This window comes from Micromonospora sp. NPDC127501, from assembly GCF_040302185.1.
Classification (GTDB): domain Bacteria; phylum Actinomycetota; class Actinomycetes; order Mycobacteriales; family Micromonosporaceae; genus Micromonospora.
In genome coordinates, this window is record NZ_JBEORJ010000003.1 from 429,894 (window position 1) to 444,341 (window position 14,448).

At 72.2% G+C, this 14,448-nt stretch carries 14 protein-coding genes; 7 read left to right on the forward strand and 7 right to left on the reverse strand.

The features are described 5' to 3' along the window. The first annotated feature begins 288 nt into the window (after positions 1 to 288). Both ABTW72_RS09330 and ABTW72_RS09335 read left to right on the forward strand, forming a co-directional pair. Complete coding sequence (locus ABTW72_RS09330; RefSeq protein ID WP_350856334.1) at positions 289 to 738, forward strand: hypothetical protein; 450 nt, start codon at positions 289 to 291, stop codon at positions 736 to 738. Then, on the forward strand, positions 735 to 1,133 hold the full coding sequence (locus tag ABTW72_RS09335; RefSeq protein WP_203117832.1) for a hypothetical protein: 399 nt from the start codon (positions 735 to 737) through the stop codon (positions 1,131 to 1,133). The genes ABTW72_RS09330 and ABTW72_RS09335 overlap by 4 nt, the downstream gene beginning before the upstream one ends. 43 nt (positions 1,134 to 1,176) lie before the next feature. Here the strand turns inward: ABTW72_RS09335 and ABTW72_RS09340 are convergent, their stop codons facing one another. The 3 genes from ABTW72_RS09340 to ABTW72_RS09350 all read right to left on the reverse strand — a co-directional run bounded on the left by ABTW72_RS09340 (position 1,177) and on the right by ABTW72_RS09350 (position 5,595). After that, positions 1,177 to 3,345, reverse strand: a complete 2,169-nt coding sequence (locus ABTW72_RS09340; RefSeq protein WP_350856337.1) for a hypothetical protein — start codon at positions 3,343 to 3,345, stop codon at positions 1,177 to 1,179. A gap of 8 nt (positions 3,346 to 3,353) precedes the next feature. Further along, the gene (locus ABTW72_RS09345) at positions 3,354 to 4,556 is read right to left on the reverse strand and encodes a low temperature requirement protein A (protein WP_350856339.1); all 1,203 of its coding nucleotides are present in this window, start codon (positions 4,554 to 4,556) and stop codon (positions 3,354 to 3,356) included. Between the two features lie 97 nt (positions 4,557 to 4,653). Beyond that, positions 4,654 to 5,595: an SDR family NAD(P)-dependent oxidoreductase gene (locus tag ABTW72_RS09350; protein ID WP_350856342.1), complete on the reverse strand. Its 942-nt coding sequence runs from the start codon at positions 5,593 to 5,595 to the stop codon at positions 4,654 to 4,656. A gap of 131 nt (positions 5,596 to 5,726) precedes the next feature. Between ABTW72_RS09350 and ABTW72_RS09355 the strand changes: the two genes are divergently transcribed. Continuing rightward, a complete protein-coding gene (locus ABTW72_RS09355; RefSeq protein ID WP_350856345.1) occupies positions 5,727 to 6,548 on the forward strand; it encodes a helix-turn-helix transcriptional regulator in 822 nt (273 codons plus the stop codon). Positions 6,549 to 6,572: 24 nt separating this feature from the next. Here ABTW72_RS09355 and ABTW72_RS09360 read toward each other — a convergent pair whose 3' ends face one another. The 3 genes from ABTW72_RS09360 to ABTW72_RS09370 all read right to left on the reverse strand — a co-directional run bounded on the left by ABTW72_RS09360 (position 6,573) and on the right by ABTW72_RS09370 (position 9,738). Further along, positions 6,573 to 7,340, reverse strand: a complete 768-nt coding sequence (locus ABTW72_RS09360; protein WP_350856348.1) for a TetR/AcrR family transcriptional regulator — start codon at positions 7,338 to 7,340, stop codon at positions 6,573 to 6,575. Between the two features lie 74 nt (positions 7,341 to 7,414). Beyond that, positions 7,415 to 9,049 (reverse strand): MFS transporter, encoded by a 1,635-nt coding sequence (locus tag ABTW72_RS09365; protein ID WP_350856350.1) that lies wholly within the window; start codon positions 9,047 to 9,049, stop codon positions 7,415 to 7,417. After that, the gene (locus ABTW72_RS09370; protein ID WP_350856353.1) at positions 9,043 to 9,738 is read right to left on the reverse strand and encodes an SDR family NAD(P)-dependent oxidoreductase; all 696 of its coding nucleotides are present in this window, start codon (positions 9,736 to 9,738) and stop codon (positions 9,043 to 9,045) included. Before ABTW72_RS09370 ends, ABTW72_RS09365 begins: the two co-directional genes overlap by 7 nt. Positions 9,739 to 9,897: 159 nt before the next feature. Here ABTW72_RS09370 and ABTW72_RS09375 point away from each other — a divergent pair, with 159 nt between their 5' ends. The 4 genes from ABTW72_RS09375 to ABTW72_RS09390 all read left to right on the forward strand — a co-directional run bounded on the left by ABTW72_RS09375 (position 9,898) and on the right by ABTW72_RS09390 (position 13,787). Then, positions 9,898 to 11,190 carry a sensor histidine kinase gene (locus tag ABTW72_RS09375; RefSeq protein WP_350856356.1) on the forward strand — a complete coding sequence of 431 codons (1,293 nt, stop codon included), beginning with the start codon at positions 9,898 to 9,900 and terminating at the stop codon, positions 11,188 to 11,190. After that, positions 11,178 to 11,843 carry a response regulator transcription factor gene (locus ABTW72_RS09380; RefSeq protein ID WP_350856359.1) on the forward strand — a complete coding sequence of 222 codons (666 nt, stop codon included), beginning with the start codon at positions 11,178 to 11,180 and terminating at the stop codon, positions 11,841 to 11,843. Before ABTW72_RS09375 ends, ABTW72_RS09380 begins: the two co-directional genes overlap by 13 nt. A gap of 95 nt (positions 11,844 to 11,938) precedes the next feature. Further along, positions 11,939 to 13,000, forward strand: coding sequence for a Gfo/Idh/MocA family oxidoreductase (locus tag ABTW72_RS09385; protein ID WP_350856362.1), 1,062 nt, complete (start codon positions 11,939 to 11,941; stop codon positions 12,998 to 13,000). 259 nt (positions 13,001 to 13,259) lie between these two features. Continuing rightward, positions 13,260 to 13,787 (forward strand): DUF1062 domain-containing protein, encoded by a 528-nt coding sequence (locus ABTW72_RS09390; protein ID WP_350856365.1) that lies wholly within the window; start codon positions 13,260 to 13,262, stop codon positions 13,785 to 13,787. Positions 13,788 to 13,947: 160 nt separating this feature from the next. Here ABTW72_RS09390 and ABTW72_RS09395 read toward each other — a convergent pair whose 3' ends face one another. Beyond that, on the reverse strand, positions 13,948 to 14,106 hold the full coding sequence (locus ABTW72_RS09395) for a hypothetical protein (protein ID WP_350856368.1): 159 nt from the start codon (positions 14,104 to 14,106) through the stop codon (positions 13,948 to 13,950). Positions 14,107 to 14,448: the final 342 nt, after the last annotated feature.

A 14,448-nucleotide genomic window follows, 5' to 3' on the forward strand; every position in this document is an offset into this window, starting at 1 on the left:
GGTCGCCGCGCCCCATCCGCCGCAAGGCCCCGAAACCGGCCAGTAATGGGCTTTGACCTGCGGGAACGCGACGTTACACCAGGTGGACGATGACCGGTCATCGGTGATAGACAGGCAGATAACGGCAGCCAACGACGTCGAGTCGCTCCATTTCTCGCCCAACGACCGTCCACAGGCAACGAACCACTGGGCTTCGCCGCACGGACCGCAGCTCGACAGTCGCGAACCACCGAACGGCACTGGTCCACCGGGCGCTGCCGGACGCCGGTCACCGACCAAGGAGTTGCCGTGGGAAACCTACGTATCCGATCCCGCCACCAGCCGTACGAGATCGCTGTCCTGGCCGCAGCACCACTCTGCGGCATTCTGATGATGACCCTCGATGTGCGGCCGACGTCCGTTCAGACGTCGATGCCGCAGCCCATCCAGGTCGCCTGGGAGCTGGGTCTGATCGTGGTGGGCGTGGGTGGTCTACTGGGCATCCTGTGGCCCGGCCGGCTCTCCACCGGGCTCGGCCTCGAACTCGCGTCGGTGCTGGTGCTCGGCACGATCACCGGCATGTACGCGGTAGCCGTGTTGGTCATGTCGGGCCGCAACTCCATCGTCGCGACGTCGTTCGTCATGGCGGTGACGGTCGGGTCGCTCTGGCGGGCCGCGCAGATCGCCATCGACCTACGTCGCCTGGCTCGAGCGTGCGAGTTCGTGACCTACGAACAGTTGCAGGCAGGTGTCACGTGAATACCGCACCCGCGCCAGCCGCACCGCACTGGGTGCAGGTGGCGCTCAGCGTGCTCGGCATCCTCGGCGGAGGCACCGGTCTGGCCGCGATCGCCACCGTCGTGGTGCAGCGGGGCAAGTTCAAGGCCGACGCCGCCGACACGCTCACCGAGGCCGCCCTCACGCTCGTGCAGCCGTTGCAGACGCGGATCACCCAGCTGGAGGGCGAGGCGTTCAGCGCCCGGTCCGAGCTGGGCACGCTCCGCGAGCAGGTCAATCAGTTGCAGTTCGTGGTCCGGGTGCTCACCCGGACACTGGACCGCTGGCGTGCCGCGATCCGCGCCCCCGACGCCACGTTGCGCAAGGTCCGTGCGACGGTGGCGGAGTCCGACCGGATTCCCGAGATGGACCGTTGACCGCAGTGGTGTCCCCGCACCGCCCGGCCCGCGGCCGGCAGGCTCAGCCAGCACCACGGAGGCGTTCGGCGAGTTCGCGCACCGCCGCCCGGAACTCCGGGTCGGCCTCGCCCGGATGGTGTCCCCGCAGCGGCGGCGCAGACCGCTCCCCCGGCGCCGGCAGCAGATCCGGTGGGTCCCGCAACCGCCGGTCGACCTGGCCCGCCGGATCGGTCGGGTCCGGGGGTGGATCGCCAGGGCGGTGTGCGGCGAAGACCCAGCCGCCGACCGGGTCGGTGTCCCGCCAGAGGTTGATCCACCGCCACTCGACCCGCTCCCCCACCGCACGCAGCACCTCCTCGTTGAGGTAGGCCGGAAAGAGCCGGGCGTACAGGCGGTCCATTGGTGACCCGTAGGTGAGCAGCGCGACCCGTTGACGTACGCGCGGCGGCAGCCGCAGCACCGCGAGAGCGAGCAGCGCGGACCCGTGGCTGTGCCCACAGAGCAGAACCCCGACGTGCCGCTCGGCCAGTTGGCTGATCCGGTCGGCCAGTTCCGGCACCGCGCGGTCGGCGTAGCTCGGCGGGGCGAAGGGGTGCGCGGCCCGGGGCCAGAAGGTTCCCAGGTCCCACAGGATGCCGACGTGCCGGCGAAACCACGGGGTCCGATAGGCGAACACGCCACTGGTCAACAGCGTGAGCAGCAACGCGGCGAGAAGGTAGCTGCCCCCGCTGAGCCCCATCTGGACGGCTCCGACCGGCAGCCCGAGCAGTTGCCGGGTCAACTCCTCCGGTTCGCGCCCGGTACGCCCCAGCAGACTCGTGGCCAGTCCGACCACCGCGAGCACCGCGTACGTGGCGGCCAGCAGACCCAACCACTCGGTGAACCGCGCCCGGGCTATGGTCCTCGTCGTCAGCCGCAGCCGGCCGACCGCTTCCGGCGGCACGACCGGGAAGTCACGGGCGGCGATCGCCGCCGCCGCACGCTGCCGGCGCCGCCGCGACACGACGGTCAACGCGCCACACAGCAGCACCGCCGCGACCACGTGCAGGAAGAAGGCCAGCAGCGTCCAGCGGTACGGCGACGGCGGCCCACCGTCACCGCGGTAGCCACCGAGCAGCTCCCCCGTCTGGTAGACGAGGCCGGCGGAGAGCGCGCCGGTCAGGCCGACCGCGAGGGCGGCGAGGACCGCCGCGCCCAGGCCACCCGGCAGCGCGGACCGGCCGCCCACCCGACCGCGCTGCCACAGCACCACCACGCTGAGCAGCACCAGCAACGTCATCTGGCCAAACAGTGCCACACCCGCGATCCCGTCGTAGCCGGGAAGCCCGGTCGCCGACGACCAGTCGCGCCGGTCGCTCGCCACGGTGGCGAGGGTCGCCACGCTCAGGACGGCCGCCACCACGCCCGCCGTACGGGCGGTCCAGGTGGCCGTTCGCACGGTCGCCGCCCGGTCGATCATCCCGGGAGCGGCGAGCAGACCGACGCAGGTCAGCAGCACCGCCGCGCTGAGCGCCAGCAGCAGCGTCGTGGAGAACGACGCGCCGCTGGCGCGACGGGCCGTGAGCAACACGACATCGAGTACGGCGAGAGCCGCGGCGACGTGGATCGCGCGCAGCCGGTGCACCAGCGGCTCCACCGCCCACAGTGGATTGTCGGCCGGGCCGGACCGACGGGTGCCGAGGAGGCGCAGGACCCCGATGGCGGCGATCGGCAGGAGCGCCAGCACGGCCAGCCGCAGCCCGACGTGCCGGTCGTCGAGCCCGGCCATGGTGTCGAAGGGCGGGCGGCAGCGAGCCGCACCGAGACACCGCCAGGCGAGCAGGTCGAGGGCGACGCCCGCGATGGACACCACGTACAGCACTGTGAGGTTGAGCGCGAGGAGCCGACACAGCACGCTGACCGCGGCGGCGCGGCGGCGGCCGGTGGGGCGCATCCAGACGGCCACGTTGCTGAGCATGAACGGCAGCAGGAAGACCATGGCGAGGGTCCGGCCGACGGTGCCCGAGGGCAGGTCACCCCAGCGGTACGCCTCCAGCGTCAGCCCGTCCGGACCGACGTCGTCCGACCGGGTGGCACGGTGGAAACCACCGCTGCCATCGCCGGCAACCTGCCGGACCTGCGGCTGGTCGAGGATGACAGTGGGGGCCGCACCGGACACCCCGTGCACCCGCAACTCCACCACGTCGTGTCGTCGCGGTTGGTCGCCGTGCTGCGGCCTTCCCCCTGGCATCGGCGGAGCTATCCGGGTCGCCGCTGGGAGGGTGCGTCGCTCTCCCCGGGCTCGCGCATGGACCGCCGCAGTGCCGGCATCGCGTCGAACAGGACGATCAGCAGCAGCACCCCGGCGACGACGGCGCTGTTGACCAGTTGCGGAGACCGCACGGTCGCCAGCCCGCCCACGATTATGGCCGGCACACCAACCAGGCGCGCCCAGGGCCAGCTGCCGTCGACCACCGCCGCAAGCAGGATCCGGGCGGTCAGGAACAACGCGGGGCCGATGACGCCCACGATCGTCTGCCCCTTGTCGTGGTCTCCCGGATGGCCGATCGTCATTTCCATGGCCACCGAGGTGGCCAGCACACCGGCGATCATGACGAGGTGCAGGTAGCCCGCCATCAGCGTCAACTTGCTGCCGGGCGGGCCCTCCGCCTCGATTCTGGCGCCCAGCCGCCCGCCGGCGGGCACCAGATAGAGCCGGGCGAGGGCCACCGCGGTCACGAACGCCAGGACGAAGGCAACCGTGCTGTCCCGGTCCAGGCCGGACCCGCTGTAGGTGACGCCGGCGATCAGGATCAGCTCACCAAGGCCAATGATGATGATCTGTTGGTACCGCTCGGAGAGGTGTGTTCCGTTCACCTGGAGTTCCGGCCAGGTGCTGCGTCCGAGCCGCGGGAACGGCCAGCGCAGTCGGGCCAGGGCGTACTCCATGACGAGGGCGAGCGCCCAGAGCACCTCCCGGGCCGGGGTGACGGCCGCCCCCACCACCCAGAGCACACCGGAGATCGCGAACCAGACCGCCACCCGCAGGCTCCGCACCTGGAGCGGGTGCCCCCGCAGGCCGGGGATCAGGATCGCCGCCCGACCCAGGTGGATGGCCACGTAGGCGACGGCGAACACCATGGCGTGCCCGTCGAACACTGTGGGTACGGCCGCGGCCATCAACAGACCGCCGAACATCGTCCACAGCAGCAGGGTGACGATCAGCGGGGCCCGGGGGTCGAACCAGTCCGCCGACCAGGCGGTCACGAACCACACCCACCAGAGCGCCGCCAACATCAGCAGCACCTGGAAGCCACCGTTGAAGGTGGGGTCGTCGAGCAGCGCCCGGGACAACCGGGTCAGCGCGAAGATGAACGCCAGGTCGAAGAAGAGCTCCAGGAACGACGCCTTGCCCGGGTTCTCCCTTCGGAGCAGCAGCTGTCCCGGAAGACTGCCCGCCATCGCCATCCTTCCCCGGCCCGCGGCTGCCACCGCCGCTCCAGTCGTACCACCCGGGCTGCCGGGCCCGGGCCGGTTCCGTCGAGCCGGGCCGTCATGGTCAGCGGCCGGCGCTGCCGTCGCGCTGGGCGATCAGGTCGGTCGCCACGGTCCAGAGCCGCTCGGCGTTGCCCGGGTCGACCGCGTACGCGGCCACCCCGCTGTAGTCGGCGGGCCGTTCGGTGACGACCGGGGCCTCGGCGCAGTCCTCGAAGTAGCGACCGCCGACACCGGCCAGCAACGGGGACGCCGCGAGCAACACCGAGGTCGCGGCACCCTGTTGCGGGGTCTTGTGCATCTCCTTGGGCGACTTGAGCCCACCGGTGTGCTTCTGCAACCCGGTGGCGATCGCGCCCGGGTTCAGCGCGTTGGAGTAGATCCCCTCGTCGGCCCAGCGGCGGGTGGCTTCCACGGCGAGCAGGGCCTCGGCGCTCTTGGACTGCCCGTAGGCCAACAGCGGGTCGTAGGGCCGGAACGCGAAGTGCAGGTCGTCGAAGATCACCGGGGAGAAGAGGTTGCCGCTGGAGCTGACCGACACCACCCGGGCGCCGCCGGCCGCGGCGAGGGCGTCGTGCAGGCCGACGGTCAACGCGAAGTGCCCCATGAAGTTGGTGGCGAACTGCATCTCCCAGCCCTCGGCGGTGCGCTCCAGCTCGGGCAGCGCCATGATCCCCGCGTTGTTGACCAGGATGTGCAGCGGCTGGTCCCAACCGGCGACGAACTGGCGTACCGAGGTCTGGTCGGCCAGGTCCAGCGCGCGGACGGTGACCCGCTCCGCGCCGATGCTGGCCGCGATGTCGGCGGCGGCCTGCTCACCCGCCGCGACCCGGCGGACCCCGAGCACGACCTCGGCGCCGGCGGCGGCGAGCGAACGGGCCGTCTCGATGCCGATACCGGCGGCGCCGCCGGTGACGATGGCCCGCTTGCCGCTCAGGTCCACCCCGGCGATGACCTCGTCGGCGGTCGAGGCGAAACCGAAGGGGGTCGTGATGCGCTCTGTCATTGCTGTCCCGTCTCTCGATCACGCTTACTCCGACACTGTCACCCCGGTGGCAGGCGCTAGCCGGTTCCCTGTTTTTCCTGGTAGTGGCAGGACCAGGCTGGGCGGTCGGTGGCGGCTCCTACGATGGGCGGGTGAGCACGGCCGGCCCGCTGGGCGAATACCTGCGTGCCCGGCGCGAGCTGATCGGGCCGGGTGACGTCGGCTTGCCGGCGCACGGCCGCCGGCGGGTGCCCGGCCTACGGCGCGAGGAGGCGGCCCTGCTCGCCGGCATCAGCGCCGACTACTACCTGCGGTTGGAGCAGGGGCGTGACCGGCACCCGTCGACGCAGGTGGTCGAGGCGCTGGCCCGCGCGCTGAGGCTGGACGCGGACGCCGCGGCACACCTGCACGGCCTGGCCCGGCCGGTGCCGGCCCGCCGGGCGGCGCGACCCTCGGAGCGAGTGCCGGTGGGCATTCGGCAGTTGGTCGGTTCGTGGGCCGAGACGCCGGCCTTCGTGCACGGTCGACACCTGGACGTGCTCTTCGCCAACCCCGCCGCGAGCGCGCTGGCGCCGATCTTCACCGCCGGGGTGAACCTGCTGCGCGCGGTCTTCCTGGACCCGGGCGTGCCGGCGCTCTACCCGGCTCTGACGGCGGTCGCGGCCAACGCGGTGGCCGGCCTGCGCGCACAGGTCGGCCCCGAGGTGGACGACCCCCGCCTCATCGAGCTGGTGGAGGAGCTGACGGCCGGCAGCGAGCGGTTTCGGCGGTTGTGGGCCCGGCACGACGTCACGGCCCGTGCGGGCGGCGGGGTGCGGGTGTTCCAGCACCCGGAGCTGGGCGAGTTGGCGCTGCGCTACGAGAAGCTCGCGATCAGCGGCACCACCCAGTCGCTGGTCGTCTATCACGCCGAGCCGGGCAGCCCGTCGGCGCGCTCGCTGGCCCGGCTGGCTCGACGGGCGGCACCGCGCTAGCGTCGCCGCCCCGGAACCGGCCGGCTATCGGTTGGCCGCCCGCTCGGCGACCACCACCGAGATCCCGTCGAGGACGCGTTGCAGACCGAACTCGAACGCGTACTCCGGGCCGTACGCGGCGCCGTGTTGCTGGCCGGCGGCGGTGCCGACCCGGGACGCGGTCGGGTAGGCGCCGGGCTTCAGGAAGGTCTCCAGCCAGGGCGCGTGCGACTGCCACCACTGACCGTCGGTCATGCCGGTCTCGCGCTCCAGGTCGACCACCTCGGAAGCGGCCCGGGCGGCGCTCTTCACGTGACCCAGCACGAGGGTGAGCACCGCGTCGACCTCGACGTCGGTGAGCCCGATGTCGACGATCGCGCCGAGCTCGTAGTCGTACTTGGCCATCAGGTGCGGACCGAGCACCGGTCGGGTCGTCTCGGCCCGCAGCATCCAGGGATGCCGTTGGTAGAGCGCCAGATTGTCGCGGGCGATCCGTTCCAGCCTGGTCCGCCAGTCGCCCTCGACGGTGGGGCGCGGCATCTCGCCGTACGCGGTGTCGATCATGACGGCGACGAGTTCGGCCTTGCCCGGCACGTAGGTGTAGACCGACATCGTGCCGACCCCCAGCGCCTCACCGACCCGGCGCATGGTCAGCGCGTCGAGCCCCTCGGCGTCGGCGATGTCGATCGCGACCCGGACGATCCGGTCGACGCTGAGCGCCGGACCGGCGCTGCGGCTGGTCGGCTCCCGGGTGCGCCAGAGAAGGGCCAGGCTGCGGGCCGGGTCCGCGGTCGCCTTGCGCTCACTCGCCATGGTGCGGCCATCCTAACAACGAGGCCGTACGCCGTACGACCGCGCCGGCCTGCTCTCGCGCGCCCTGCCCGCTGTCAGAGCGCCTCGCGGTCGTCGGACAGCGTCGGACCGGCGGCGGCGGGCACCAGGTGTCGGACCTCCGGCTCCCCGTCGGTCAGCTCCCGGGCCCGTTGCTCGGCCGCGCGGTCCTCACCGGTCAACCGGCCACCGTGCTGGCGCAGGTGCTCGTCCCAGGACGGCACCAGATACACCTCGACGAACCGGTCCACCGTCTCGGCCGGGCGGAACAGCCCCCAGCGCATCGCGCCGGTCCGCTGCCGCGCGCCACGCACCAGGTCCATCGCCGCCAGGAACCGTTGGGTCCGCTCCGGCCGGACGGTGTACTGCACGGTTACCAGCACCGGCCCCACCCCCGGGTCCGGCTCGTGCGCCAGGTGCAGTTGCGGCCAGTAGGCCGCCGGCTCCCGGTTCACCGACCGCAGGTCCGGCAACGGCCAGATCCGACTCGTCACCGTCCCGACCAGCATCAGCACCGCCGCCGCCAGGTACGCGAGGACCAGCCCGGCCATGTCGGCCACCAACCCCCAGAGCAGCGCGCCGACCGCCTGCCCACCGGCGAAGCACACCTGGTAGACGGCCAGGCCCCGAGCCCGTACCCAACTGGGCAGGAAGAGCTGCATCTCGGCGTTGACGTTGGCCAGCACCGTCACCCAGGCCATCCCGGCGGGCAGCAGGGCGAGCAGCACCAGCGGCACCGCCCGCACGGTGCCGACCACGGTCAGCGCCACGGTGAACAGCGCCCCGGCGATCAGCAGGAGCTGGTTGGCCGACAGCCGGGTACGGATCACGGCCAGCAGCACCCCACCCGCGATGGCGCCCACGCCGAGGGCGGCCAACAGCACCCCGTACCCGCCGGAGCCCAGCCCCAGCCGCCGACTCGCCACCAACGGCAGCAGAGCCCACAGCGCGCTGGCCGGGACCACGAAGACCAGCGCACGACGCAACAGCCGGCGGACGATCGGCGAGTGGCGTACGTAGCGGCTGCCGGCGCGCAACGCGGCGGTGAACCGCTCGGGCACCTCGACCGCGCGGGCGTTACCGGGCCGCCAGCGCCACAGCGCGTACGCGAAGATCGCGAAGGCGACCGCGTTGATGCCGAAGACCGGGGCGACGCCGGTACGGGCGATCAGCACACCGGCCACCGCGGGCCCGACGGCCCTCGCGACGTTCACGCTTATCGAACCGAGTGCGGACGCCGACCGCAGTTGGTCCTGCGACACCAGCTCCGGAATCACCGCCGCCCAGGCCGGCAGGGTCAGCGCCTGCCCGACCCCGAACGCGAAGGTGAGGGTCAGCAGCAGCGCCGGCGGCATCCGGCCGGCCAGGGTGAGCAGCGTCAACGCCACCGCCACCGCCACCAGGAACAGCTGCACGGCGATCAACAGGTGCCGGCGGTCGAAGCTGTCGGCCAGCACCCCGGCGGGCAGTGCCAGCAGCAGCACCGGCAGCAGACTGGCGGTCTGCACCAACGCGACCAGTGTGGAGGCGTTGGAGTGGTTGATCAGCAGCCACTGCGCGCCGACGGTCTGCATCCAGGTGCCGATGTTGGCCGCGAGCAGGGCCAGCCACAGGTTGCGGTAGACCGCCGTACGCAGCGGCGCCCAGGCCGAGGCCGGACGGTCGTCGGGTCCGGCTGCGGCCGTCACCACCGCCCGTCCGCGCGCAGCACGCGCTCACCGGAGACGTAGAGGTCGTCGGGTTCGAGCAGCAGCAACCGGACGACCTCGGTGGCGACCTGTTCGGGCATGGCGTACACCTTGTCCAGGAACTCGGCACCCACCCGTTCCTGTAGCCGCGTCGGCATCGGCCCGGGATGCAGCTGCATCACCTTGACCCGGTTGCTGTGCTGGGCCTCGGCCAGCGAATCGACCAGGCTGTTGCCGTAGCTCTTGGTGGCCCGGTAGACGGGGATGCCGGGCCGGGGTGCCGCCAGCGCCAGCGCGCCGATGTAGACGACGTTGCCGTGGCCCTGTCGGTGCAGGTGCCGCACCGCCTCCCGCAGCAGGTACGTGATGCCCAGAACGTTGATCTCCACGGCCCGGCGGATGTGTTCCACCGACAGGTCCCCCAGGTCGCCGCCCGCCCACATGGAGGCGCAGGCCGCCACCCCGTCGATCGTGCCGAAGCGCTCGACCACCTCGGCGAACCCGTCGCGGACCTGCTCGTAGGAGGAGACGTCGCAGACGGCGCCGTCGCAACCCAGCTCGTCGGTCACGGCGGCGACCTCGGCCGGCACGTTGCCGAACACCACGACCTGATGCTCGTTGACGAGCAGTCGGGCCACCGCGAGGCCGAGACCGCTGGTCCCGCCGACCACCACGAAGGTTCTGGCACCCATGTCTCTCCAGCCGCCGGCACAGGTCACGCGGGCCGCGTGACGGCGCGTTCTTCCCGTTTCCGGACCTCGCACACCCGTTCGGCGGTAGTGCTGGGCATACCCCGAAGAGTGGATCTGGACGGCTGGGGCACCCTGTCGCGCCCGATTAGCGTCTGCTGCATGACCACGGAACACCCTTCGCACCTGGCCGAGGCGCTACGCCGCCGCCGCTGGCTGATCTCCGCGTGGCCCTGGCGCGCGCTGGCCTACCTGGTGACCACGGTGCCGATCGCCGGCGTTCTCGGCGTCGGACTGCTCGTCATCGGCGCGCCCCTGCTGGCCGCCGTCAACGGGCTCCGCCAGCACGGCCGACCGCCGAGCATCGCGCTGATGCTGTTCCTGGCGACCGGCAGCCTCACCCTGTTGGCGTTGGCCCCGCTCGTGAGCTTCCCGGTGGCCGTCGTCGAGCGGTGGCGGGTCGGGCTCGTCGACGGTCGTCCGCTGGCCTCGTCGCCGTGGCCGGGCCTGGTCGCCCGCTACCGCAGCGCCGCGACCTGGCGGGAGGTGGCGTACCTGTTCTGGCTGGGCGGCTTCGCACCGGTCGCCTACTGGGTGTTCCTGGTGCTGGTGCTGCTCGACCTCGGGATGATCTCCAGCCCCTGGCTGGCCGGCGACGCCAACCAGCCGGTGGTGATCTGGCAGCCGATCGACAGCACCGGCGAAGCCATTCCGTACGCGATCCTGGGGGTGCTGCTGATCCCCGTGCTCTGGTACGCGATCGGTCTGCTCGCCGCCGTCCAGGCAGCCGTGGCCCGATGGTTGCTGGCCCACCCGGTGGATGCGGCGGCGCTGCGCGAGGTCACCCGTTCCCGCACCCGGCTGGTCGGCGCGTACGAGGCCGAACGCCGCCGCATCGAGCGCGACCTGCACGACGGCGCACAGCCCCGGCTCACCAGCCTCACCCTCCAGCTGGGGCTGGCCCGGCTGGACGTACCCGAGGACTCCCCCGCCTCCCGACCGCTGGCCGTGGCGCACGACCAGGCCCGGGGTCTGATGGTGATGCTGCGGCAGTTGGTGCACGGCATCCGCCCGCAGAGCCTCACCGACCTCGGCCTGGCCGGCGCCGTACGCGAGCTGGCCGACGCGGCCACCATCCCTGTCGCCGTGCACGCCGACCTGCACGACGAGCTGCCGGAGATCGTGGAGACCACCGCCTACTTCGTGGTCTCCGAGGCGCTGGGCAACGTGGCCCGGCACGCCCGGGCGACCCGCGCCGAGGTACGCCTCACCCGGGCCGGCGGTGACCTCGTCGTCGAGGTGACCGACGACGGTCAGGGCGGCGCCGACCCGGCCCGGGGCACCGGCCTGACCGGGCTCGCCGACCGGGTCGCCGCCGTGGACGGCCGGCTGCTGCTGTCCAGCCCGCCCGGCGGGCCTACAGTGGTCCGGGTGGAGCTGCCATGTCGTCGGTGACCCGGGTGGTGCTCGCCGAGGACGAGGTGCTGCTGCGCGAGGGTCTGGTCGCTCTGCTGACCCGCTTCGACTTCACGGTGTGCGCGGCCGTCGGCTCCGCACCGGACCTGCTGGCGGCGGCCCGCGACCACCGACCGGACCTGGTGCTGACCGACATCCGGATGCCGCCGGGTCGACGCGACGACGGGCTGCGCGCGGCCGTCGCGCTGCGCACCGGGCGACCTGACCTCCCGGTCGTGGTGCTCAGCCAGTACGTGCAGACCGGGTACGCGGCGGCGCTGCTGGACAGCGGCGACGGCCAACGCGTCGGCTACCTGCTCAAGGACCGGGTCGCCGAGGTCACCGAATTCGTCGACACGCTCCGCCGGGTCGCCGGGGGCGGCACCGCCATCGACCCGGACGTGGTCCGGCAACTTCTGCACCGCCCCCGCGACCCGCTCGCCGCACTGTCCGCCCGGGAACGCGAGGTGTTGGCGCTGCTCGCCGAGGGGCGGTCCAACGCGTCGATCGCCGGCCGGTTGCACGTCAGCGAGGCGGCGGTCGGCAAGCACGTCGGCAACATCCTGCTGAAGCTCGACCTGCCCCCCAGCGACGACACCAACCGTCGGGTGCTCGCGGTCCTCACCTACCTGCGCGCCGACCCGGTGAGCTGACGGGCCGAGATCGGGCCCGACCGGCCCCGGCGTAGATTCTTCTCAGCGGTACCGACGCCAGGTCAGGGCGCGGACCAGGGAGACGGGGGCACGGCATGGCGAAGGCGCTGCGGGTTGGTCTGCTGGGGTACGGGCTGGCGGGACGGGTGTTCCACGCGCCGCTGATCGCCGCGACTCCCGGGCTGCGGCTCGACGCCATCGTGACCCGTGATCCGCAGCGACGCGAGCAGGCGCGACAGCACTTCCCGGACGCCCGCCTGGTCGACGACGCCGACGAGCTGTGGCGTACCCCGGACGCCCTGGACCTGGTCGTGGTGGCGACGCCGAACCGGCAGCACGTGCCGATGGCGCGCGCGGCGCTCGCCGCCGGGCTGCCGGTCGTCGTCGACAAGCCCCTCTCCCCGACCGCCGCGGAGGGCCGCGTGCTGATCGACGAGGCGACCGAGCGGGGGGTGCCGCTGACGGTCTTCCAGAACCGGCGTTGGGACGGTGACTTCCTGACCGTCCGCCGTCTGGTCGAGCAGGGCGAGTTGGGGCAGGTGCTGCGCTTCGAGTCCCGGTTCGAGCGGTTCCGTCCGACGATCAAGCCGGGCTGGCGGGAGCTCGCCGGTCCGGAGGAGGCCGGCGGCGCCCTCTTCGACCTCGGCGCCCACCTCGTCGACCAGGCGGTGCAGCTGTTCGGCCCTGTCGACCGGGTCTACGCGGAGGTGGACCGTCGCCGCGCGGGCGCGGCCGTCGACGACGACGCCTTCGTGGCGTTGACCCACGCCAACGGGGTGCACTCGCACCTGTGGATGGGCGCGGTGACCGCTCAGCTCGGGCCGCGGCTGCGGGTGCTGGGCGACCGGGCCGGCTACACCAGCTACGGGCTGGACGTGCAGGAGGCGGCGCTGCACGACGGTGGCCGACCGGACCAGCCGGGCTGGGGTGAGGTCCCGTCGGACCGCTACGGCCTGCTCGGCGTCGACGGTGACCTGCGGCCGGTGCCGACCGAACCCGGCGCCTACCAGAGCTTCTACGCACAGGTGGCGGCCGCGCTGCGCGACGGCGCGCCGATGCCGGTGGATCCCCGGGACTCGGTCCACACTGTCGAGTTGATCGAGCTGGCCCACCGGTCGGCGGCCGAGGGCGTGGTCCTGCCGGTCCCGACCGCCTGACCGGGGCGGACACCCGACCGGTCGGCACCTCCCGCCACCCGGGCTCCTGACGCGTACGCGAAAACCAGTGGAGCGGCGCCGCCGTGCGCCGTTACCGTGCTGCGCAACCAGGTCGTCTAGGCAAGGACGTGCCGTTGTACACCCTGTGAGACCTCCCGAGAGCTGATCTGTCGCGCGTCGCGCAGTTGCGCCGCGCTCCTTTTTGCTGCGGACTTCTCACTGAAACCGGTGTACTTCTGTGCTCATAAATTGGGCCGTCGTGCCTACCTGTCTGCCCATCGTTCGTCGCCGTTGCCACGCGTGCGCCTCCCAACGCCTCCGGGCGAGTGGCAAGTTCCGTGTCAACGCCAACCACAAGCTCCTCGACGTCTGGCTGCTCGCGCTCTGCACCGCCTGCGGGGAGACGGCCAAGCTCACCGTCCTGGAACGGATGACGGTGCGCTCCATCCCACCCGAACTGCTGGACCGGCTCCACGCCAACGACCCCGGCCTGATCGCCGAACTGCTTCAGGATCCGGCCGTCCAGCACCAGAACCGACTCGCTCTGGACTGGACCGACGCCTGGCGTCTCGACACCGGCGGATCGGATCACCTGGACCTCGACGTGATCGACGTCGCGGTCCGCAACGCGGCACGGATCCCGGTCCGGCCGACCCGACTGATCGCTGAGGGTTGCGGTCTGTCGCGGGGCGAGGTCGACCGACTCCTCGCGGAGGGGAAGGTCGTTTCGGCGTTCCGGTTGGGTGGCAAGCTCTCCGGCGACTTCACCTTCACGCTGAAGCGCTGACCCCCGCCATCGGGCCTGTCCGGCAGGATGCCGGGCAGGCCCTGATGGCAGCGGTTTCGGCGGCCCGCACATTGATCGACCCGGTGTCCGTGAAACTGCGAGGGCGGACCGCCTCCGACACCAGTTTCACCGAGTTCGGGTGGATCATGGCTCGGCAGCCTCAGTCGGCGTCCTTCTCGGAGCGAGCGTCGTCCGGCGCGCGGGCGTCGTCGTCGGTGAGCGCGTCGTCCGACGTCCTGGGCAGGTTGGCGAGCCGACGCTCGGCCTCCCGGGCCTCATCGTCGATCCTGGGGTTCTCCTCGTCGGGACCGTGCGACATGGGGACCTCCATCGGGCGCGACCGGCAGACCCACGTGTACCCGGCCTGAGGGCGGAGACACGGAGGTGACGACGATCCCTTGGTCAGGTACGGCCGGACGGGTGCCGGGTGCGCACTGGAGTCGGGCTCTTGAGAGGCCGTGGCGAGCTGGCGGCTGCCTTGAATGCCACGCTCGCGACGACTGCCCGCACCTGGATTCGGCATTGGCGCCTCTGGCAGACGTTGCGTCCGTCATGCTTCAGAGGGCGGTGACCTGTGCGTCGGATGCGGTCGGCGGCTGAACCGCTGAGCGCCTTCGGCGGACCAACGTACCGAGCGCCGGGCCGGTCGGCGGGCGCGCCG